Origin of the sequence: Amycolatopsis sp. NPDC051372 (genome assembly GCF_040682095.1) — a bacterium.
Taxonomy (GTDB): domain Bacteria; phylum Actinomycetota; class Actinomycetes; order Mycobacteriales; family Pseudonocardiaceae; genus Amycolatopsis.
Genome location: NZ_JBFBAF010000003.1, coordinates 192,390 through 213,214, shown reverse-complemented (window position 1 = coordinate 213,214; position 20,825 = coordinate 192,390). Strand labels below are relative to the sequence as shown.

Annotated in this window: 17 protein-coding genes and 3 tRNA genes; 12 read left to right on the top strand and 8 right to left on the bottom strand. The window is 69.3% G+C overall.

Features of this window, described 5'->3' with window-relative positions:
- Positions 1 to 33 precede the first annotated feature (33 nt).
- From AB0M56_RS06660 to AB0M56_RS06650, 3 genes are all read left to right on the top strand, one after another.
- Positions 34 to 1,446 (top strand): hypothetical protein, encoded by a 1,413-nt coding sequence (locus tag AB0M56_RS06660; protein ID WP_364171744.1) that lies wholly within the window; start codon positions 34 to 36, stop codon positions 1,444 to 1,446.
- Between the two features lie 148 nt (positions 1,447 to 1,594).
- Positions 1,595 to 2,563 carry a glutamate ABC transporter substrate-binding protein gene (locus AB0M56_RS06655; RefSeq protein WP_364171743.1) on the top strand — a complete coding sequence of 323 codons (969 nt, stop codon included), beginning with the start codon at positions 1,595 to 1,597 and terminating at the stop codon, positions 2,561 to 2,563.
- A gap of 1,990 nt (positions 2,564 to 4,553) precedes the next feature.
- Positions 4,554 to 6,881, top strand: coding sequence for a tetratricopeptide repeat protein (locus AB0M56_RS06650; RefSeq protein ID WP_364172004.1), 2,328 nt, complete (start codon positions 4,554 to 4,556; stop codon positions 6,879 to 6,881).
- A gap of 712 nt (positions 6,882 to 7,593) precedes the next feature.
- Here AB0M56_RS06650 and AB0M56_RS06645 read toward each other — a convergent pair.
- A complete protein-coding gene (locus AB0M56_RS06645) occupies positions 7,594 to 8,187 on the bottom strand; it encodes a hotdog fold domain-containing protein (RefSeq protein ID WP_364171741.1) in 594 nt (197 codons plus the stop codon).
- A gap of 202 nt (positions 8,188 to 8,389) precedes the next feature.
- On the opposite strand from AB0M56_RS06645, the gene AB0M56_RS06640 reads away from it, so the two are divergent.
- Positions 8,390 to 9,748 carry an MFS transporter gene (locus tag AB0M56_RS06640; RefSeq protein ID WP_364171739.1) on the top strand — a complete coding sequence of 453 codons (1,359 nt, stop codon included), beginning with the start codon at positions 8,390 to 8,392 and terminating at the stop codon, positions 9,746 to 9,748.
- Positions 9,749 to 11,250: 1,502 nt separating this feature from the next.
- Here AB0M56_RS06640 and AB0M56_RS06635 read toward each other — a convergent pair.
- The 4 genes from AB0M56_RS06635 to AB0M56_RS06620 form a co-directional block, all read right to left on the bottom strand.
- Positions 11,251 to 11,802: a hypothetical protein gene (locus tag AB0M56_RS06635; protein ID WP_364171737.1), complete on the bottom strand. Its 552-nt coding sequence runs from the start codon at positions 11,800 to 11,802 to the stop codon at positions 11,251 to 11,253.
- 320 nt (positions 11,803 to 12,122) lie between these two features.
- A complete protein-coding gene (locus AB0M56_RS06630) occupies positions 12,123 to 12,668 on the bottom strand; it encodes a SigE family RNA polymerase sigma factor (protein ID WP_364171735.1) in 546 nt (181 codons plus the stop codon).
- 8 nt (positions 12,669 to 12,676) lie between these two features.
- Positions 12,677 to 12,997, bottom strand: coding sequence for a hypothetical protein (locus AB0M56_RS06625; RefSeq protein WP_364171733.1), 321 nt, complete (start codon positions 12,995 to 12,997; stop codon positions 12,677 to 12,679).
- Between the two features lie 1,207 nt (positions 12,998 to 14,204).
- Positions 14,205 to 15,404 (bottom strand): Ig-like domain-containing protein, encoded by a 1,200-nt coding sequence (locus AB0M56_RS06620; protein WP_364171731.1) that lies wholly within the window; start codon positions 15,402 to 15,404, stop codon positions 14,205 to 14,207.
- A 460-nt stretch (positions 15,405 to 15,864) separates the two neighbouring features.
- Between AB0M56_RS06620 and AB0M56_RS06615 the strand changes: the two genes are divergently transcribed.
- Complete coding sequence (locus AB0M56_RS06615; RefSeq protein WP_020669570.1) at positions 15,865 to 16,068, top strand: cold-shock protein; 204 nt, start codon at positions 15,865 to 15,867, stop codon at positions 16,066 to 16,068.
- A gap of 207 nt (positions 16,069 to 16,275) precedes the next feature.
- Here AB0M56_RS06615 and AB0M56_RS06610 read toward each other — a convergent pair whose 3' ends face one another.
- The gene (locus AB0M56_RS06610; RefSeq protein WP_364171729.1) at positions 16,276 to 16,695 is read right to left on the bottom strand and encodes a hypothetical protein; all 420 of its coding nucleotides are present in this window, start codon (positions 16,693 to 16,695) and stop codon (positions 16,276 to 16,278) included.
- Between the two features lie 485 nt (positions 16,696 to 17,180).
- Between AB0M56_RS06610 and AB0M56_RS06605 the strand changes: the two genes are divergently transcribed.
- From AB0M56_RS06605 to AB0M56_RS06590, 4 genes are all read left to right on the top strand, one after another.
- The gene (locus AB0M56_RS06605) at positions 17,181 to 17,435 is read left to right on the top strand and encodes a hypothetical protein (protein WP_354873124.1); all 255 of its coding nucleotides are present in this window, start codon (positions 17,181 to 17,183) and stop codon (positions 17,433 to 17,435) included.
- Positions 17,436 to 17,784: 349 nt separating this feature from the next.
- Positions 17,785 to 17,857: transfer RNA gene (locus tag AB0M56_RS06600), tRNA-Glu, on the top strand.
- 23 nt (positions 17,858 to 17,880) lie between these two features.
- Positions 17,881 to 17,954, top strand: a tRNA-Asp gene (locus tag AB0M56_RS06595).
- Between the two features lie 32 nt (positions 17,955 to 17,986).
- Positions 17,987 to 18,060, top strand: a tRNA-Phe gene (locus AB0M56_RS06590).
- Positions 18,061 to 18,164: 104 nt separating this feature from the next.
- On the opposite strand, the gene AB0M56_RS06585 is transcribed toward AB0M56_RS06590, so the two are convergent.
- Positions 18,165 to 18,347 carry a hypothetical protein gene (locus AB0M56_RS06585; protein ID WP_364171727.1) on the bottom strand — a complete coding sequence of 61 codons (183 nt, stop codon included), beginning with the start codon at positions 18,345 to 18,347 and terminating at the stop codon, positions 18,165 to 18,167.
- Positions 18,348 to 18,462: 115 nt separating this feature from the next.
- Positions 18,463 to 18,978, bottom strand: coding sequence for a hypothetical protein (locus tag AB0M56_RS06580; RefSeq protein WP_354873128.1), 516 nt, complete (start codon positions 18,976 to 18,978; stop codon positions 18,463 to 18,465).
- Positions 18,979 to 19,171: 193 nt separating this feature from the next.
- On the opposite strand from AB0M56_RS06580, the gene AB0M56_RS06575 reads away from it, so the two are divergent.
- The 3 genes from AB0M56_RS06575 to AB0M56_RS06565 all read left to right on the top strand — a co-directional run bounded on the left by AB0M56_RS06575 (position 19,172) and on the right by AB0M56_RS06565 (position 20,800).
- The gene (locus AB0M56_RS06575; RefSeq protein ID WP_364171725.1) at positions 19,172 to 19,756 is read left to right on the top strand and encodes a class I SAM-dependent methyltransferase; all 585 of its coding nucleotides are present in this window, start codon (positions 19,172 to 19,174) and stop codon (positions 19,754 to 19,756) included.
- A 68-nt stretch (positions 19,757 to 19,824) separates the two neighbouring features.
- Complete coding sequence (locus tag AB0M56_RS06570; RefSeq protein ID WP_364171723.1) at positions 19,825 to 20,361, top strand: hypothetical protein; 537 nt, start codon at positions 19,825 to 19,827, stop codon at positions 20,359 to 20,361.
- Positions 20,362 to 20,455: 94 nt separating this feature from the next.
- Complete coding sequence (locus tag AB0M56_RS06565) at positions 20,456 to 20,800, top strand: YciI family protein (RefSeq protein ID WP_354873133.1); 345 nt, start codon at positions 20,456 to 20,458, stop codon at positions 20,798 to 20,800.
- The last annotated feature ends 25 nt before the right edge of the window (positions 20,801 to 20,825 follow it).

The window sequence follows — 20,825 nt, the reverse complement described above, 5'->3', positions numbered from 1 at the left end:
CCTTCTGCGGGTGGCGTACGGGGAGGATCGGGGATGACCAGCACGGTGACGCGGCCGGAGACGTCTGCGGGCGCTGGCGGTACGGGTGCTTCCGCGCCCCCGCCTGAGGAACCGGAAGGCCGCAGCGGCATCGCGGGCTTGCTGGAGCTGCCGGGCCAGGCGGTGCGCGCGATCGTGAGATCGGCGGCGACGACGCCGGGCCGTCTTTCGGTGATCGCCGTGGGCTTGGTGTTGCTGTCGCTGGTGGCGGGGCTTGTGGGCACGCTGTCGGCACAGGACAAAGACGACACCATCGGTGGACTGATCAGCTACCGCGAACCGCTGGCATCGGCGGCGCAGCAGGTGTTCCGCTCGCTGTCCGACGCGGACGCGACGGCGGCGACCACGTTCCTATCGGTGGGCACCGAGCCGCCGGAGCTTCGCAAGAAGTACGAGCAGGACATCGCGGAGGCGGGTTCGGCGCTGGCGAAGGCCGCGTCGGACACCGCCGATGTGGGTGACGCCGCTCACCAGGTGGACATCCTGAACCAGAAGATCCCCGTGTACACCGGGATCGTCGAGACGGCGCGCGCGAACAACCGTCAGGGCTTCCCTTCGGGTGCTTCGTACCTTCGCGAGGCTTCGCAGCTGATGCGGACGACGATCCTGCCCGCGGCGGAAGCGCTGTACCGCGCGGACACCGACAAGCTCTCCGCCGAGCAGGACGACAGCACCGGTTTTCCGTGGGCGGCCGTCGCGCTGTTGCTCGCGCTGGTGGCTGCGCTGGTCGTCACGCAGGTGTACCTCACGCGCAAGACCAACCGCGTGGTCAACATCGGCCTGCTGGTGGCGACGGCGTGCATCGTGCTGTCGATGCTGTGGGGCGCCGTGGCGCTCATCGTGCAGGGCAGCCTGGTCGGCGCGGGCAAGACCGACGGCAGCTCGCAGGTCGACGTGCTCGCCCGCGCGCGCATCGCCGCCCTGCAGGCCCGCGCCGACGAGACGTTGACCCTGGTCGCCCGCGGCGACGGCGGCACGTACGAACAGCAGTTCATCAAGCTCGCCGAGAAGCTGGTCGGCGCCGACGGCGCGGGCGGCCTGCTGGGCCAGGCCCGTGACCTCGCCGCCGGCACCCCCGGCCAGCAGAAGATCGAGGCTGCCGAAGAAGCCGCCCGCGAGTGGTCCCTGGCCCACCTGGAAGTCCGCAAACTCGACGACTCCGGCCAGTACCAGCAGGCCGTCGACTTCGCGACTTCCGTCAGCCAGGGCAGCGCCGCGGCCGCCTTCGCCCGCCTCGACGCCAACCTCCAGGACGCCATCGAAGTCTGCCGCCAGGAATTCCTGGACGACACCCAGGCCGGCGACAACGCGTTGACGGCGTTGGCCCCCGGCGTGGGCTTCCTCGCGGTGCTCGCCGCCGGCGGCGTGACGGTCGGCGTCCGCGAACGCCTGAGGGAGTACCGGTGACCCCGGCTCCCTCCCCGACGTCCTCCGCACGGCCGGCGGCTGCCGTGTCGTGCGCTCGGCGGGGTTCGGCGTGGGCTGACGGCGTGAGATGGAGATCGGCGACTGCGGGCATCGTGACCTGCGGACGGCGGAGATTGAGGGAGTCCCGGTGATTCGGTCGCGTCACTTGTTCCGGGCGGCCGCACTGGCGGTGGTCGCGGTATTGGCCACCGCGTGCGGCTCGGCACCCCAGCCGATCGACCCGGCCCCGGTGAGTGACGCGGCCTGGCCGATGCCCGCGGACGTCGGCGGCCCCGACGCCTCCGCCGGTGGCTCGTCCGACTCCAGCTGCGACCCGACGGCCAGCCTTTCTCCCGCCGGCGCTTCGGTCAGCTCGCCTTCGGTCGCGAAGATCAAGGCCCGCGGCAAGCTCATCGCGGGCGTCGACCAGACCACGTACCTGTTCGGCTTCCGGAATCCGAAGTCGGGCAACCTCGAGGGCTTCGACATCGACATGGTCAACCAGATCGCCGCCGCGATCTTCGGCTCGGCCGAGGGCCACGTGCAGTTCCGGGCGATCGCGTCGTCGCAACGTGAGCAGGTGCTGAAGGACCACCAGGTCGACATCGTCGTCCGCACCTACTCGATCACGTGTGCGCGCCTGAAGGACGTGGCCTTCTCGTCGGTGTACTACGTCGCCGGCCAGAAGATCCTGGTCCCCAAAGCCTCCAACGCCGAATCCCTGTCTGATTTGAAGGGCAAACGCGTCTGCGCCACCAAACAGTCGACTTCGTTGGCCAAAATCGCCACCGACCCGGCCCACCCCACAGCCGTTTCGGTCGACAACTGGTCCGACTGCCTCATCATGCTCCAGCAACACCAGGTCGACGCCGTCTCCACCGACGACACCATCCTCGCGGGCATGGCCGCCCAAGACCCCACCGTCAAGGTCGCCGGCGCGCCCATGACCACCGAGAACTACGGCATCGGCATCCCCAAGGACCAACCGGACCTCGTCCGCTACGTCAACTCGGTCCTCGAAACCACCCGCACCGACGGCACGTGGTCCTCCAGCTACCAGAAATGGGTCGGCGCCCGCCTCGGCCCGGCCACGCCCCCTTCGCCGACGTACAAGTAGCCCGATGCGCTTCGCGCACCCCTCCGCCACGGCCCCTCGCCCGAACGGCCCCTTGGCGCCGCGCACCCCGCACGACTGGACCTCTCGCGCCGCTCTCGTGCCCGCGCGACTGGACCTCTCGTGCCGCTCTCACCTCGCGATGGGACTGCTCGTGCCGCTCTAGCCTCGCGAGGGGACCGTTCGGACCGCCGCCGCTGCGCGACTGGCCCTCTCGCACCGCGGCGGCCGCACGACTGGCCCTCTCGCATCAGCCGGTGCGCGAGGGGACCGCTTGCACCGGTTCGGCCGTGCGACTGGCCCTCTCGCATCGGTGTCGGTGCGTGAGGGGACCGCTTGCATCGGTTCGGTCGTGCGAGGGGACTGCTCGCGCCGCTCTAGCCTGGCGAGGGGACCGTTCGGACCACCGCCGCTGCGCGACTGGACCTCTCGCATCGGTTCGGCAGTGCGAGGGGACCGCTCGGCCGCTCTAGCCTCGCGACTGGCCCTCTCACACCAATGCCGGTGTGCGAGGGGACCGCTTGCACCGGTTCGGCCGTGCGACTGGACCTCTCGCACCGCGGCGGCCGCGCGACTCGACCGTTCGCGGCGGCGCGCGCGAGTGGACCGGCGGTCCCGAATCCGTGCGCGAATCGTCCAGTCGCGCCGGTTCCCAGCTCCGCAGCCGGTTCCGTCGGCCAAGCGCCGGCGCGCGGCAGGTCCCTTCGGGCGGACCTGAGGCGTCTGGACCCCCGCGTCGTGGTGCCCGACTAGGATCAATGAGGGACTTTTTCCGCGGGGATCTCGGGAGGTAGTTGTGTCGGAGGAGCCGCGCCGTCCTCGGCACGCCGCGCCGGACGAGAACGCGGGCGCCGAGACGCCCTCGTGGACTCCGCCGCCGCCGGTCCGCTGGGACACGCCGGAGCCGTCGGTGCCCGGGCGCCTCGACCCGGCCGCTCGGCCGGACCCCGAGTCGCCGACCGTGATCAACACCCCGGTCTACCGTCAGCAGACTCCGGCGCAAGGTGCGCAGCAGCCGCAGTACCCGGGCCAGCCGTACCAAGCTGGTCCGGGCCAGCCGCCTCAGGGCGGCCAGGGTCAACCTGGTTCAGGCCAGCAGATGCAGGGCCAGCCGCAGGGCGCTCCCGGCCAGCAGGGTCCAGGCCAGCAGGGCCAACACGGCTACCCCCAGCCTCCCTACGGCCAGCAGCCCCCGTCACAAGGCCAGCCCTACCCGCCTCACCCGCAGTCCCCATCCCGCGCGTACCCGCAGACTCCGGGCTACCCGCCCCCGTCCCACACGGGCCAGCAACGCCACCCCGCCCGGCCCGGCACCCAGGGCCAGCCCTACCCCGGCTCCCAGTACGCCCCCGGCCGCCCGGCCCCCGAGCAGCCCAACCGCGTCGCCGAGCCCGGCTCGAACCCCGGCACCTCGCCCCAGCCCGGCCGCCCGGCCGACCCAGGTGCGACCGGCACCCCGAACCAGGGCACTTCCGCGCAGCCGAACCGCGCCGCTGACCCGAGCGCGACCGGCGTCCAAACCCCGGGCACCTCCGCGCAGCCCGGCCGCCCGGCCGAGCTTGGCCCGAACCCAGGCACTTCCGCGCAGCCCAGCCGCACCCCCGACTCCACCGCGATTCCCTGGAAGCAAGTCCAGCCCGGAACTCGCGCCCCCGAGTCCGACACCCCGAACCAGGCCGGCTCCGCCCAGCAGTCTTCCGAGACCCAGCCCGGAAACCGCGGCAGCGAAGCCACCGACCCGAACCAGACCACCTTCACCGGCCGCCAGCCCTCCGAGCAGGCCAACCGCGTAGCCGAACCGACCGCAACCGACGACCCGGCACAGCAACAAGACCCGGCACAGCAACGAGACCCCGCGCAGCTACAAGACCCGGCCCGCGCGGAAAACGCCGAAGCCAAGCCAGAAGACCCCACCCGCCCCCCGGGCGACCTGGCTCCGGTCATCCTCCCGCAGTCCCAGCAGCCGGTCGCCCCCGTCGACCCCGCCGCGCCGATGCCCACCAGCGTCCTCGCGAACCCGAGCCCCGGTACGCAGAGCATCATGCCGCCGTCGCCGCGCCTCCAGCCGCAGGAATCCCTGCCGGACCCGGGCACGGACAGCGTCGTCGCCGCGAGCCGCAGCGAAGGCCACGGCACGGGCACCCGCAGCGAAGGAACCGGCACCGGCAGCGGCTCCCAGGGCAGCGGCACCGGCTCGTTCCCCGGCACCTCCCGGCGCACCGGCTCCCGCACCTCCAGCCGACGCTCCCGTCGCGGCCGCCTCGGCGCCGGCCTCATCGACGTCCCGCCCGTGCCGTACCGCGACCCCGCGACGGCCGTGCTCGCGAACCCCGTCGTCTCCGAGGAAAAGCGCTTCTGCGGCAACTGCGGCTCGAAAGTCGGCCGCGCCAAGGACGGCAAACCTGCCACCCCCGAAGGCAAGTGCGACAACTGCGGCACGTCCTTCTCGTTTCTGCCGAAGCTGCAGCCCCACGAGCTCGTCGGTGGCCAGTACGAGGTGCTCGGCGCCCTCGCGTACGGCGGCCTCGGCTGGATCTACCTCGCGCAGGACCACAACGTCTCCGACCGGTGGGTCGTCCTCAAGGGCCTGATCGACACGGGCGACGCGACCGCCATGGCCGCCGCCGCCAACGAGATGCGGTTCCTCGCCGAGGTCGAGCACCCGAACATCGTCAAGATCCACAACTTCGTGCAGCACCCGGACGCGCAGACCGGCACGTCCGTCGGCTACATCGTGATGGAGTACGTCGGCGGCCAGTCGCTGCGCCAGCTCGCCCTGCAGCACCACCGGGAGAGCAAGCGGCCCGAGCCGTTGCCGATCGGGCAGGTCATCGCGTACGGCCTCGAGATCCTCCCGGCCCTCGGCTACCTCCACAGTCAGGGCCTGCTCTACTGCGACCTCAAGCCCGACAACGTCATCCAGACCCACGAGCAGCTCAAGCTGATCGACCTGGGTGCCGTCCGGCGGCTCGACGACTACGAGAGCCCGCTGTTCTTCACCACCGGCTACAGCGCGCCCGAGCTGGCGACGCAGGGTGCGTCGATTTCGAGCGACCTCTACACCGTCGGCCGCACGCTCGCCGTGCTGAGCTTCGAGTTCCAGGGCTACACCACGAAGTTCAAGTCGACGCTGCCCGGCCCTGACGCCGTGCCGCTGTTCGCGCTTTTCGGTTCGTATTACCGCTTCCTCAAGCGCGCGACGCACGTCGACCCGGACCGCCGCTTCCTCGCCGCCGAGGACATGGCCGACCAGCTCACGGGCGTGCTGCGCGAGATCATGGCGCTCGGTACGGGCAAACCGCGGCCCGCCGCGTCGACGGTCTTCGGGCCGGAGAGCCGGACGTTCGGCGTGCACCTCGTCGTCCCCGAAGCCGGCACGACCGTGCCGCTGCCCGAGCCCGCCGAGGTCGTCGCCGGCCTGCCGATCCCGCAGGTCGACACGGACGACCCCGCGGCCGGCGTCCTGGCGACCACCACCGCGCTCGACCCGCGCGAAGCCATCGAAGCCCTCGCCGGCGCGCCGCGCGAGTCCATCGAGGTGCGCCTGCGCATCGTCCGCGCGCGCATCGAGCTGGGCGAGTTCGTCGAAGCCCAGCGCCAGCTCCAGGCGGCCCAGTACCTGGCCATTCGCAACGGTTTCCCGCACGACTGGCGCATCGACTGGTACCGCGGCCTGATCGAGCTGGCCGGCGCCCGCCCGCGCGTCGCCCACGTCGCCTTCGAAGCCGTGTACGACGACCTCCCCGGCGAAATCGCGCCCAAACTCGCTTTGGCTGTCAGCGCTGAGGGCGTCGGCGACTACTTCGGCGCCGCGCGCTACTACGAACTGGTCTGGCGCACCGACCGCACCTACGTGAGCGCCGCCTTCGGCCTCGCCCGCGTCTACCTGGCCCAGGGCGCCCGAGCCGGCGCCGTCGAGGTCTTGGAGATGGTCCCCGCCACCTCCACGCACTACATCGACGCCCAGGTCGCCGCCATCAAGATCAAAACCCAATCCAGCGCCGCCACGGAGCAGTCCCGCATCTCCGAACAGGACCTCCTCGACGCCTCCCTGCGCCTCGAACGCCTCAACCTCGACGCCGAACGCCGAACCCGCCTGTCCGCCGAAGTCCTCGAAGCCGCGTACGACTGGCTTCGCACGCCCTCCGCGCCTTCCCCGGCCGAGACCTCGAAAGTCCTCGGGTACGCCCTGGAGGAGCGCGATGTGCGGTTCGGTTTGGAGCGGTGTTACCGCACTTTGGCTCGCTTGGCGGGGACTACGGAGGACCGGGTAGCGCTGGTGGACCGAGCCAACTCGATCCGTCCGCGGACGTTCACGTAGGTCGTTCTCGGGATCGCGGTGTGGGTTTCGGCTGCGTGCTTGCGGGTTCGGGTCCAGGCCGTGTGGGCCTGCGCTGAGTTGTGCTGAGCTGCGCTGCGCGCTTCGGGTCCAAAACACGTGATCCTGCGCTGGGCTGCGCGCTTGGGGTTCAGGCCGCTTGGGTGTGCGCTGAGTTTGGGCTGGGCTGCGCGCTTGGGGTTCAGGCCACTTGGGCGTGAGTCGCGTTCGCGTTGAGCTGCGCGCTTGGGGTCCCGGCCACCTGGGCGTGAGTTGAGTTCGCGCTGGGCTGCGCTACGCAGGTTCGGTTCCCGCCGCGTAGGCGTCTGTCGGCTACTCGGCCTGCGACAGCCCGCCGGCCAGGTCGGTTTCAGCCCCCCATCGCAGACCCACCCGACCTCGGCATTCGCTCGCCCTACGCTGACTTCATTCACTCGTCCGGGTTGTGGACAACTACCCCTAAACCGGCTCTCACCAGGCTTTTTGTCGGTGGGGGCCGATAGAATGGACTCGGGGACGCCCCCCTCGGGAGGGCGGGGGCCTGTCCAGGCCGGGCCCAAGGGCAAAGGGCAAAGGAGCAGAGCCGACCCAACCGTCCGGCTCCACTCCAGCCCCCGCCATCCCCAGCACCAACCCTGCAGTGTCGATTTCGTCGGCGAGAGCATCGCCCGCGCCGCGGAGCAGGCCCGCGAGATCCTGTACGCGAAACCCGAGGTCAGGGATTGATCTCCCACTCATGACCGTCCTGCGCGCGCCGCTGCTTCTCGCGCGCGTCGGCCAGCTTCTGCAACGCTGCCGGGTCACCGTGCGTGGTGAAGTGCTCGAACCCGACCGCCACGAACAGGGCGCGCGCGGTCACGGCGACCGGCCCGTCGGGCGCGTCGAGGTGACCATCAGCGGAAACGTAGATCTTGCGCCCAGCCGTGCCGTCCAAACGGGTCTCGATATGCAGCGTCGAGCCGACGGGCACGGGCCGGCGGAAGTCCGTCTCGAGCTTGCCGGTCACGGCCGGGCGCCGCAGCAGGTTGCCGACCGCGCTGCCCAGCGCCTCGTCGAACGCGCACGCCAGCAGCCCGCCGTGCGCGAGGCCGGGCGCGCCCTGGTGAGCGGGCGTGACGGTAAACTTCGAGAGCATCGTGTGCCCCTCGCCGACGGCCGAACGCAGGCGCAGGCCCGCGTCCACCTCGTCGCCGCAGCCGAAACACTCGTCGAAATGCACGCCGAGCTCGGTGCCGGGAGCGGGGGCCTTCGGGTGCACGGCGGGTGGCTCCACGGACACCGGCGGCCACGGTCCAGAAACACGACTCATGCGCTGACGTTAACCCGCGAGTAGCCGTTCGCGGTACGCGGCCTGACCTGCGGCGCGCGTTTTCCTAAGCGCACAGTAGTCGGAAAATTCCGTACGGTAGAACTTTCGCGACTCACACTGCCGATTAATCCCAGCGGGGCAACACTCGGGAAATGAGCTGCATCGGAGCTACTGGGTCGCGTACGAGGAGGTCGTCGCGGGGATGAGCGAGGCAACGGCGAAAACACCGGACGTGGACCCGAGAACCGTCAAACGGGCGGTCCTCGCGTCGGCGATGGGTAACGCCACCGAGTGGTACGACTACGGCGTCTTCACCTCGGGCGCCATCGCCACGAGCATCGGCACGGTCTTCTTCCCCGGCGAGGGCAACGCGGTGCTGAAGTCGCTCGCGCTGGTGGCCGTCGGGTTCATCGTGCGGCCGTTCGGCGGGGCGTTCTTCGGCCCGTTGGGCGACAAACTGGGGCGGCAGAAGGTCCTCGCGATCACCATTCTGCTGATGTCGGGCTGTACTTTCCTGGTCGGCGTGCTGCCGACGTACGCGGGCCCGTACAGCATGGGCATCGCGGCACCGATCGCGATCTTGTTGCTGCGCTTGATCCAGGGCTTCTCCACGGGCGGTGAGTACGGCGGCGCGGCGACGTTCATCGCCGAGTACGCGCCGACGAAACGCCGTGGTTTCTTCGGATCGTTCCTGGAACTGGGGACCCTGAGCGGCTACGTGCTGGGCAACGTCGTCGTGCTCGCGGTCACGCTTTCCTTGCCGGCCGACCAGGTCGAGGCGTGGGCGTGGCGGATCCCGTTCTTCGTCGCGCTGCCGCTGGGCCTCATCGGTCTGTACCTGCGCTCGAGGCTCGAGGACACGCCGGAGTTCAAACGGCTCGAGGCTTCGGGCAACAAGCCGAAGAAGGCGCCGCTGAAGGAGACCTTCACCCGCAACTGGCGGATGATCCTCAACCTCATCGGCATCGTGCTGCTGCTGAACATCGCGGACTACATGCTGCTCACGACCATGCCGACGTACTTCACGGATACGTTGAAGATCAACGACAACACGTCCACGTTGATCATCATCGGCGTGGAGATCGTGCAGGCCGCGATCATCCTGCCGCTGGGCGCTTTGTCCGACCGCATCGGGCGAAAACCGTTGCTGATCACCGCCGCGATCGGGTTCCTGGTGCTGAGCTGGCCGAGCATCAAGCTGATGCAGTCGGGCAGCATCCTGTGGCTGATCGTCGGGTTCGGCATCGTCGCGTTCCTGCTGGTGCTGATGCTGGCCGTGATCGGCTCGACCTTCCCGGCGATGTTCCCGACCCGCGTGCGCTACGGCTCGTTCGCGATCGGCTACAACATCTCGACGTCGCTGTTCGGTGGTACATGTGGTGTCGTCGTGACGGCCCTGATCCAGAGCACGGGCAACAAGGACTGGCCGGCGTACTACCTGATGATCGCCGCCGTGATCGCGCTGGTGCCGATCTTCAAGATCCCGGAGACTTCGCAGGTGCCGATCGAGCAGATCGACACCGCGGACACGGGTGGCAAGCTGGCGGGTGCTGCTCGCTGAGTTCGGGTCTATTGGTTCGCGGCCCGTCCCCTTGTACAGGGGGACGGGCCGCTTTATGTCTACTGTGTCTACTGTGGACAGCCCGTGGGCTGCTCCGCTCAGCGAACCTCGGCGACCTCGACCGGGCGAGGAGCAGCGAAACGCTTGCGCGCCCAAGTCGCCAACCCACCGGCGACCACAACAGCTACTACGGTTTCGATCATGAGTGCGGCGAACACCATTTTTGCTTCCTCCTCGAGTTCTCGGGCCGGCTCGCTCTTGTTCGACCGGCTGAGCACGGATGTCGGCGGCCTTCGTCGACCACCACAGGAAACATCGCCACAAGGCGCCCGGATATTTCGCCGAAAACCCACTTGGCTGGGGTGACGTCGGCCACCCTGGTTGTGGCGCGGTAACTGTGGTCTGAACAGGGGATTGGTGCCTCACTGAGTGAGAGTTTGGGGCGCTGGTGGCTCGGCTTTTGCCTCCCGCCGCCTCGCCTGCTGGCGCGACGGGTCCCCTCGCATCTCACGGCACCGCACCGCTCGGCGAGACCGGTCCGCTCGCACCGCACGGCGCGACCGGTCCCCTCGCGGCGCTCACGTGGTTCGACCAGTCCAGTCGCCGCGCGAACGCGGTTCGAATGGTCCAGTCGTGTGGTGGTCGTGGCTCGACCGGTACGTTCGCGCCGGGCCGCGTGACACGTCCGTTGGCGCTGCGAGCCCTGCACGACTGATCCACTCGTGTGGCGGCGGTGGCTCGATGGGTCCCTTCGTGCGACGGGCGCGGTTCCAGCGGGCCAGTCGCGTGGTGATTGTCGGCTCGACGGGTCCGCTCGTGCCGTGCCACATGGCGGGTCCGTTGGGGCGGGGAGTCGCTGCGCGAGTGGTCCACTCGTGCAGCGGCAGTGGCTCGATGGGTCCGTTCGTCTGACGGCGCGGTTCGAAAGCGCCCATCGTGTGGTGGTTGTCGGCTCGACGGGTCCGCTCGTGCCGTGCCGCGCGGCGGGTCCGTTGGCGCTGGGAGTCGTGCACGAGTGGTCCACTCGCGCAGCGGCGGTGGCTCGATGGGTCCCTTCGCGCGGCGGGCGCGGTTCCAAAGGTCCAGTCGCGTGGTGGTTGTCGGCTCGACAGGTTCGTTCGTGCCGTGCCGTGTGGCGGGTCCGTTGGCGCTGGGAGTCGTGCACGACTGGTCCACTCGTGCAACGGTTGGTGGCTCGATGGGTCCCCTCGTGCGGCCGGCGGTGCACAACTGGCCTACTCGTGCGGCGGCGGTGGGCTCGATGGGTCCTTCCGTGCGACGGGCGCGGCACGAAGTGGCCGGTCGCGCGGTGGCTGTGGCTCTGCTGGTCCGTTCGCGCCGGGTCGCGCGGCGGGTGCGTGGCGCTGGGAGCTGTGCGCGAGTGGTCGACTCGTGCAGCGGTGGTGGCTCGATGGGTCCCCTCGTGCGACGGGCGCGGTTCCAAGGGCCAGTCGCGCGGATCGGCCAGGTCCAGCGGTCCACTCGCGCGGGGTGGCGGTGTCTCAGCGCGTTGTGGCGATCGGTGGGGCGCTGGCGTGCGTGGGGATCGTGGTGGCCGACGGGGGCAGACGGACCGGCGTGCGGGGGAAAGACGGAAGGGACTCCGGCGGCTGGCCCGGTGCCTGGACCGCCGAGCGGGTCGGCGTCGGGTTTCCGGGCGGAGCGGTCGTGTCGGCGGTGGGTGCGGTGGTCGGCAGGGAGCTCGACGGCGAAGGGGTCGGCGCGATGGTCGACAAGCCGGGGCCGGCGGGCTGGACGGGCGTCGGCGGGCCGTGGTGGCCGGCGGCGAAGCTCACGGCCAGGCCGGCCACCACGAGGACCGCCGCGGTGGCCACGGAGGTGCCGGCCACGGCCAAGCGTTTGCGGCGGCGTCGGATGCGGGCGCCGTCGTTGATGATGTCGGCGGCCGAGAGGGTGAGAGGCGGGCCGTCCGGGAGGGTGGAGAACAGGGCGCGGATGTCGGTGCTGGAGGTCGGGTCGGCGTCGGAGCTGGTGTTGGGATCCGAGCCGAGGGCGAAGTCGCGGTCAGAGCCCGAGCCGAAGTCGCGATCCAAGCTCGAGTCGAAGTCGCGGCCAGAGCCAGAGCCAGAGCCAGAGCCGCCCGAGCCAGAGCCGTCAGAGCCAGAGCCGTCAGAGCCAGAGCCGCCAGAGCCAGAGCCGCCCGAGCCACAGCCGCCCGAGCCTTTCGAGTCACCGCCGTAGCCGCCAGACCCGCCCGAGCCCGAGCCGAAGTCGCCCGAGCCCGAGCCGAAGTCGCCCGAGCCCGAGCCGAAGTCGCCCGAGCCCGGGCCCACGCCAAAGCCGTCAGAGCCTCCCGACCCCGGCCTTCGCCCAAAGCCGTCAACACCACCAAAATCACGGTTCACCGGAACAGTCACCTCCCTCCAGGAACAGCCACAGCCACGAAGTGCGGCCCCAGCCGGTTGCGCAAAGTGGCCAAGCCGCGGGCGGCCTGGCTCTTCACCGTGCCGGTGCTGCAGCCCAGGGCGGCGGCCGTCTCGTCGACGGACAGGTCCTCGAAGTACCGCAGCACCAGCACGGCGCGTTGACGGGGCGCCAGAACCGCGAGGGCCTGGCGCACCAGCATGTCGTGTTCGGTTTCGGCGTCCGTGGTTGGGACGTCGGGTGGAGCGTCGGTCAGGCGCTCCCGCTTCCAGCGGCTGCGGCGGTTCTCGGCGAGGAACGTGCGCAGCACGATCTTGCGCGCGTACGCGTCCAGGCTGTCGTGCCGCGACAGGCGCGGCCACGCGAGGTACAGCTTCAGCAGCGCGGCCTGCGTGAGGTCCTCGGCGCGATGCCAGTCGCCGCACAGCAGGTATGCCGTGGCGCGCAGGCTGTGCGCGCGCTCGCCGAAGTACTGGGCGAACTCGCCGTCCCACGGCGAGCTCGGCCCGGACACCGGACGGGAGCGGGAGATCACCTGCGCGATCAGCCCCAGATGTCCGGCAGGTTCAGGTCGCCGGTCGGCCCCGCGGGGATCGCCGTCGGCACGCGCACGCCGCTCGGCGCCCGCACACCCGGAGCCTGCGCCGGCATCCGCGTCGGCACTGCGGTCGGAGGCGCCACCTCGGTCGGACGCTGCGCCGGCAAGGTCGGCCGCGTCGTAGCCGACGGCGGCTCCTGGGCCGGCACCGTCGGCTGCGTCGCGGCGCTCGGCGGCGCCGGCTGCGCGAACGCCACCGCCCCACCCGTCACGGCACCCCCGACCAGCAGCAACGCACCGACACTCAACGCGAAACGAATACGCAAAACAGCTCCTCAGACTCACGAGCACCCCGGTCGGCGGCGCCTCTTCTGCCCCTAGTCATGCCGCCGGTGTCGCACCGGGTTGCATCGAGTTCGCCAAGTTTTTCCCGCATCCCACGCCGGCGTTCGGGCCCATCCCACGTCCACCCCGCCAACGCCCTGCCCTCACCGACGCCCCACCAAGCCTGACGCCCACGCTGCCCGCCGACACATGTTCCGCCGGTCGCCGGGGTCGACCGCGGCCCGCCCCGGAGCCCAGCCGGCGCGGCCTGACCGCGAGTCTCGAAGGGGCGCGGCTTCGCGGATCGGCGCCGTGCCTGCGCCATGAGACTCGGCCCGGAGCGGAACCCATGTGAGTTGGCCGCCGCTGCGCTGTTTCGCCGGGCCCCATGGTCGAACCAAACGCAGCCTGGCCGCGAGCCTCCGAGGGGGCGGCTTCGTGGATTGGCGCCGTGCCTCTGCCGTGAGGCTCGACCGGAGCACAATCCGTTGCGAGCTGGCCGCCGACACCCACTATCCCGCTGGCCACCGTGGTCGAACCACGCACGGCCTGGCTGCGAGTCTCGGAGGGGGTCGCGGCTTCGCGGATCGCCGCCGCGCCTCCGCCATGCGGCTCGACCCGGAGCGCAAACCGTGCCAGCTGGCGGCCGCTGCGCGCTGTCCCGCCGGGCGCGGTGGTCGAACCCACGCGGCGTGGCCGCGAGTTTCGCAGAGGCGCGGCTTCGTGGATTGGCGCCGTGCCTGCGCCGTGAGGCTCGGCCGGAGCACAACCCATGTGAGCTGTCCTCCGACACCTACTACCCCGCTGGCCACCGTGGTCGAACCACGCGCGGCCTGGCTGCGGGTCTCGGAGGGGGTCGCGGCTTCGTGGATTGGCGCCGTGCCTCTGCCGTGAGGCTCGGCCGGAGCACAACCAATGCGACTTGGCCGCCGACACCCGCTGCCTCGCTGGCCATCGTGGTCGAACCAAATGCGACCCGCCCCGGGGCCGGCAGCAGGACCGGGCGCCTCGCTGGGTTACAAGGCTCTGCCAGAGGTCCACCCCCGCTTCGCTGTGACTCGCAGCCGAGTGCCCGGCGCCGACCTGCGAACCGGGCCTGACCCGCCCACCCCGGCCAGACCGCAAACGCTTGCGCCCCACCAGACAACCCCCATCAACGACAAACGGCCGGAGGCACCAACCCCCGGCCGTTCACCGCACGACTCGAACTCACACCGCGGACAACTTGCTCCACGAAGCCCAGTCATAAGTCCAGTCGCTGTAGTCGCCGTCCTTCGACGTGAGCGTCTGGGTGCTGCCCGTGATCTCCACCGGGTCGCCCGGCAGCACGCTGTCGTAGTAGATCTTCGCGTTCGCCGGGGACAGGTTGAGGCAGCCGTGGGAGATGTTCTTCTTGCCCTGCGCCCAGATGGAGCCCGCGAGGCCGTGGATGAACTCGCCGTTGTTGGAGATGCGGACGGCCCACGGGACGTTCACGTCGGTGTAGCCGTAGCGCGGGTTGCTCATCGAGTAGGTGGCGTGCTTCGACATCACCACGTGCACGCCGCTGTGGGTGACGCGGCCCGGGTCGGAGTCGAGGCCGTAGCTGACCGGGAAGTCCATCACCTGCTTGCCGTCGCGGATGACCTGCATGCGGTGCTGCGTGGTGTTGCCCTTGACGATCTGCGAGCGCCCGATCTTGAAGCTCGCGGAGAGGTCCTGGCGCCCGTACGTGCCGCTGCCCATGGACACGCCGTAGATGTTCGCGTTGACCTTCACCTCGGTGCCCGGCGCGAAGTACTCCTTCGGCCGCCAGTGCACGGAGGTGTCGCCGTTGAGCCAGGCCCACGAGCCCTCGGTTTTCGGCGTGGTCTCCACCGACAGCGCCTTCTCCACGGCCGCCTTGTCCTTCACGGCGCTCGGGAACGTCAGCGCGATCGGCATCGCGATGCCGTACGTCTGGCCGTCGCCGACGTTCAGGCTGCCGGCCATCTGCCGGCGCGGCTTCACGGTGGTGAAGGCGCCGCTGATCTGCACCGGCTTGCCGTCACTGCCGGTCGCCTGGCCGGACCACGTGTACGTCTTGCTGTAGCCGAGGTCCTCGGTGGTGGCCCAGCTCTTCTTGTCCGCCGACGGCTGGCCCTGCACCTGCTTGCCGTCCGGGTTCGTCAGCGTGACGGAGTCGAGCGTGCCGTCCGTGACGGTCACCTTCACCGGGTCACCCGGCGCCACGTCCTTGGCGTTCGCCGCGGGTGCGAGCGTGAGGGTGGCCGGCTTGGCGACCGGCGCGGCCTTCGTCGGGCCCCCGCCCGTGTTGCCGCTGGCGCTCACGGTGGTCGGATCGCTACTGCACGCACCGAGCGTGAGCGCGGCGACGACCCCCAGAACCGCGATGCCCGCTCTACGGCGCGCGAAGTGTCGGATAGTCACACCGATCCCCAATCTCCCCTGGACAACCCCAACCACCCAGACGTCCCGAAGAGCCCGAACGTTGATCGATGGGGTAGTGACCAATGTCACACCAACCCTCGCGAAGCTCACGTACGGGGCCCAGGCGACTTCAAGACGTGCACGGTGATGTCCGGCGCGGCCGTGCGCGGTCAGCCTAACCGGATGGACCGACCGCGCTCCGTAGGCGGCAATACGACGTTCCGGTGACGTGCGAGTCTGTGAACCGATCTGCGAGATCACGGGCTTCAGATTTGGCCAGATCTCGGTAGGCTGCTGAGCAGGCCGTCGTTTTGCGTGTTCGTGGCTTCACACTCGCGGAACTTCTGACGCGAGCCGTGGGGCCCGACAGCTCTTCGCTCGACTCGTTGGAACCGCCCGGGACGGCCTGGGGTGCCGCTTCGGTGGCATTCGAAGCGGATCTGTTACGAGGAGTACAGCGGTGGCGCAAGGCACTGTGAAGTGGTTCAACGCGGAGAAGGGCTTCGGCTTCATCGCTCAGGACGGCGGTGAGGGTGACGTGTTCGTGCACTACTCGGAGATCGACGGGCGCGGCTTCCGCACCCTCGAGGAGAACCAGCGAGTGGAGTTCGAGGTTGGCCAGGGCCAGAAGGGCCCGCAGGCCCAGAAGGTCCGCCCGATCTGAGACAAGCCCAACGCGTTTGCTCAGGCCTGAGTAAGGAACTCCCGGTGAGTCACTCGCCGGGAGTTCCTTTTTTCGTGACAAGTTGTTGTGTGACACCGTTTTGTTGACACAGCGTGGTTTCACTGACGCAGCGTGACTTCCGATCATGGAAAAGCCCCCGGCACTGGTGCACCGGGGGCTTTCTCGCCTGCGTTCGTTGCGCTTCGATCAGCGGGGGAGAAGCGGTTCGTCGAAGGAGCCCTGGGGGAAGCTGAACTCGTCGGTCATGGCGTCGGAGTGCCGGCGTTCCTGCGCCGACGCGGCCTGGCCCTCCCAGGAGAGGCGTTCCAGGATCCACTCCATCGCCAGCGCCTGAGGGGAAATGTCGCGCTCGTTGGCGATGTCCTTGAGCTGCTGGCTCGCGATGAGGTTCATGCGCAGCTGGTAGACCTGCGCTTCGCCGAAGCGCTTGCCGGTCCCGGTGCTTTCGGGGTCGGAGTCCGGAGCGAGAGCCGCGAGGTAGCTGGTGAGCTCCTTGTCCTCGACGACTTCTTCGCCCGCCGACTTGGCGGCGTTGCGGTGCCGTCCGGACGAGACGGCCTTGAGGTTCGTACGGCTGCCGAGGCGGCCGAGTGAGGGAAGAGGCACCCGGACACGATAACGGTTGGGTCTCGGCAAACAATCGACTGTGAGACACGACACAAGCAATTCAGTCGCTCATTGAGCCTATTCGATCACCTGATCAGCCCAGTGGTAAACGCTGTTCAATGACCGTCTGTGGATGTGCTGTTCACGCCTCGCGCAAGGCGAGTTTCAGCAGGTCGTCACACAAAAGTGCGGAAATGGAGAGACCCCCGCGCCAGGGGGAGGAACGCGGGGGTCGGAGGGGATCTCCACAGGCGCTGACCGGGGGTGTGTCAGCACCATCGATTGTTGCACGAGTTCCGGGCTTGGGCGAGTGGAACCTGTGAGAAATCCACACTCCGGTTCACATTCACGATCTTGTGAATGTGTTCGGCGATTGCGCAGGGTTGTGCGGAGAGTGTTCCCAGGTTCACTCTCCGGGGGGCTGCCTGTGGCGCTTCGCTCTGGCTAGCCTCGCGGCCAGTTGTTCAGAACCGGGCGGAGGGGCCATGAGCGGGTCTGTGGAAGTTCGACAGTTCCTCCTTCGGTACGAAGGTGCCGATGGCGGAAGCACGTCGCTGACCGGCGGCGGCGTGCCGACGCAACGCGGGGCCACCGACGGCCAACGCGTCTCCGACGATCAAGTGCGGCGAGCCCGCCTTGCCGTCGCCAACGGCGCACTGGGGGTCGAGGACTGCTCCCAGCTGTTGGAGATGCTCGGCCTCGATCTCGACGAGGGTGGACAGGCGCCGGTTCAGCGCTGAGGTCCGTCGTCGGTTGGGGTCGGGGTTGCTCGGAGTGACTCGGTGGCTCGGCGTGGGCTGTCGTGTGACTTGTTGACGGTTCTCGAGACGCCGGCTCTTCGGCACCCGAGGGCCCGGGGTTGATCGCTTCGCCTGCTTCGCGGCCGCCGAGGGCTTGATCGACCCCCGGCGGGGCCGACGTTCGGCTCGGCCGCCTCGCCGACGCGTAGGATCACTGTTGTTGCAGGTCATGAGCTTGCCGGAGAGTTAGTCACCCCCCGGTGTAAAGCGGTGGGGGCGTGCCCTATGCTTGTAATCGCTCCCGGGGGAACCTGAGAGCGCAGCTGGTCGGTTCGCCGAAACCGGCTGGGCTCCCATCGTTCAGTGGCCTAGGACTCCGCCCTTTCAAGGCGGCAACGCGGGTTCGAATCCCGTTGGGAGTACGCAGTAAACGCAGTACCAGTAAGGCCCTGTGGCGCAGTTGGTTAGCGCGTCGCCCTGTCACGGCGAAGGTCGCGGGTTCGAGTCCCGTCAGGGTCGCAAGATCGTTCGGCTACCTAGCCGGCGTTCCCGGCCAGGTAGCTCAGTTGGTACGAGCGTCCGCCTGAAAAGCGGAAGGTCGCCGGTTCGACCCCGGCCCTGGCCACAGCCCAGAACCGCCTCGACTTAGGTCGGGGCGGTTTTCTCGTTTCCGGGGTTGATCGTGGCCTTGGCGGCAGACTGCGACCTATCTGGGTCTTCAGAGCTCGATCACTCGGGTGAGCGCCAGAAATCGCCGTCTCTTCGGTACAGGCTTTCGCTCGCGTCGGTCGCCTGCCGCACCCAGTCGTCGAGCAAAGCTCCCGGGATTCTGATGGCGGCGTACCCGTGCGGGTCGATGAAGTGCGTGAACAGCGCCCACTCACGTTCGAGATCGTGGTCGTCTGCGTTCACCTGGCAACCTTGGGTTTGCTCGTGCGCGATGAGCGAGCCCCGCGGTACTTCGCCCCGCAGGGATGCGGGGCGAAGTACGCGCCTCTGTGTCAGCTGGGCCCGGGCGCTGAAGTGATCACAACCGGTCGGCGAGGGTTTTCGCCAGCGTGGTGTAGCCGGCGCGGAACCCGTCGTTGCGGGGAGCGGCCAAGGAGAGGTGGGCGATACGGGTCACGCCGTGGCTCGGCTCGACGACCGCGATGTCGGTGCCGTTGCCCTTGCTGAGGCAGTAGATCGCGGCTTCACCGATCGGCTGCGCCTTGTCGGCGCATTCCTGTTCGGCGGCTTGCAGCAGTGTCTTCTCCGCGACCATTGTCGGCGTCTCGGCGACTTCGAGGGTTCCCAGAGGGGAACCGGGGTCGTCGGCGCGGTGGTACTTGCAGGTGTAGACGGTCAGCCCGCCCTGAACTGACGGGATTTGTTCGCTGCTGTCGTAAGTGTTCGGGTCGCTGAACGCCTTCGCGATCTCCGCCGGATCCAGAAACGGACACGCCGCAGTCACCTTGGCCGGCGACGCCGCGGGCACGAACGGCGCCGGGGGAGGGCTGGTGCTCTTGCTGGGCGCCGGACTGCTGGAGGACGGCGCTGCCACCACTCCGCTCCCACCGTTCGAACAGCCCGCCGCAGCCGCCGCTACGAAGGCGGCGGCGATGAATCTTCGAGACAAACGCATGCACCGAATCCTGCCGGACTTTCCCGGAAATCCCGCTCTCGGAGATCCACTTGTGATCACTCGCAGTGACCTGTGCACGGGCTTTATCCGCTGTGCGTGAAGACTTCGCAGGATGACAGAAGACGTTTGGGACGTGCACGCCGACGCGTTCGACGAGCAGCCCGATCACGGGTTGCGCGACCCCGTTGTACGGGCGGCGTGGCGGGAGCTGCTGCTGTCGTTGCTGCCGAAGGCGCCGGCGTCCGTGGTCGATCTCGGTTGTGGCACGGGAAGTCTCGCCGTTCTGTTGGCCGAGGCGGGCTTCGAGGTGTGCGGGGTGGATCTGTCCCGCCGGATGCTCGCGCTCGCTGAGCGCAAGGCCGCGGCGGCAGAGGCCCAGGTCGACTTCCGCCACGGCGACGCGGCTGACCCGCCGTGCGAACCACACGCGTACGACGTGGTCCTCGTTCGGCATGTGCTGTGGGCCATGCCCGATCCCGCGGCCGCGGTGGAGCGCTGGACGCGGCTGCTGCGGCCCGGCGGGCGGCTGGTGCTCATCGAGGGGCATTGGTCCACCGGGGCCGGGCTGACGGCGACGCAGTGCCGGGCACTGGTGCTGGCCCACCGGCGAGAGGCGCACGTCACGAAACTCGACGACCCGGCGTTGTGGGGTGCCGGCATCGAGGATGAGCGGTACGTGGTGATCAGCCGGGCCTGAAGGCGGGTCGTGGCTACGATCGTGTCGGGGAGCTGCCGGGATGGCGGCCGCTCGTGGGGGGTGGGGGGATGGCGCGGTGGTCGAGGCTGCTCGTCGTGGGCCTGGTGCTCTTGTGCGCCGCTTGCGGAGGCGGGCGGCACCGGTTCGAGGAGACGATCGATCCGTGCGTGGTGCTCGAAGGTGACGTCGTCGCGCCCGTGACGGTTGGTCTGCACCACGAGGGCTCGTGGCCCGATGAGAGCATGGCAGTGACCGACGTCGATTACGAATCCACCGCGTGTGACGTCATCTACGCCCGCCAGGACGGCTACGAGGTCGAGCGCTCGAACACCCGCACCCTCCACCTCGACATCCAGCGGTTCAACGGCGAAGACGCCCTCGCCGAGGCCGGCCACCGGTTCGGCGCGCCCTGGGCCGACAAGGTTGCCGGGCCGTGGGATCACGCGACCATCCAAGACGGCCAAGCCAAGGCCGTGTTCGACAACCTGGCCATCCACCTCAGCATCTCCGACGTCTCGAACGTCTCGCTCGGCCCGAACACGGTCGGGGTGACCGCGGGCCTGCTCGGGGCCGTGGTGAATCGGCTGAAGGCCCACTTCGGCTGAACCCGCGAAAAACTTCGGGCAGCCGTGTCCGGACTGCCGCGCCGGCTCCGACCACTCGGCGAACAGGGCAAACGCCGAGACCCAAGGAGCCACCATGAAGTACCTCCTCACCATCAACATGACCCCCGCCCTCTGGGACGCCCTCCCCGACAGCGCCAAGCAGGACGTGTACGACGGCCACGGCGCCTTCATGAAGAACAACGCCGCCGAGTTCGTCGAGACCAAGGCGCTGGCCGCACCCGCCGAGAGCGTGATCGTCAAGGTGCGCGACGGCAAGGCAATCCACGAGACCGGCCTCATCCACGGCAGCGAGACGTTCTTCTGCGGCTACTACGTCGTCGACGTCCCCACGAAGGAGCGAGCGATCGAGCTCGCCGCGCAGGTTCCGGAGGCGAAGCACACCGCGGTGGAGGTGCGGCCGGTCGTGCACGAGGCTTGACCTGCGCCGCGGTGGAGGTAGCACC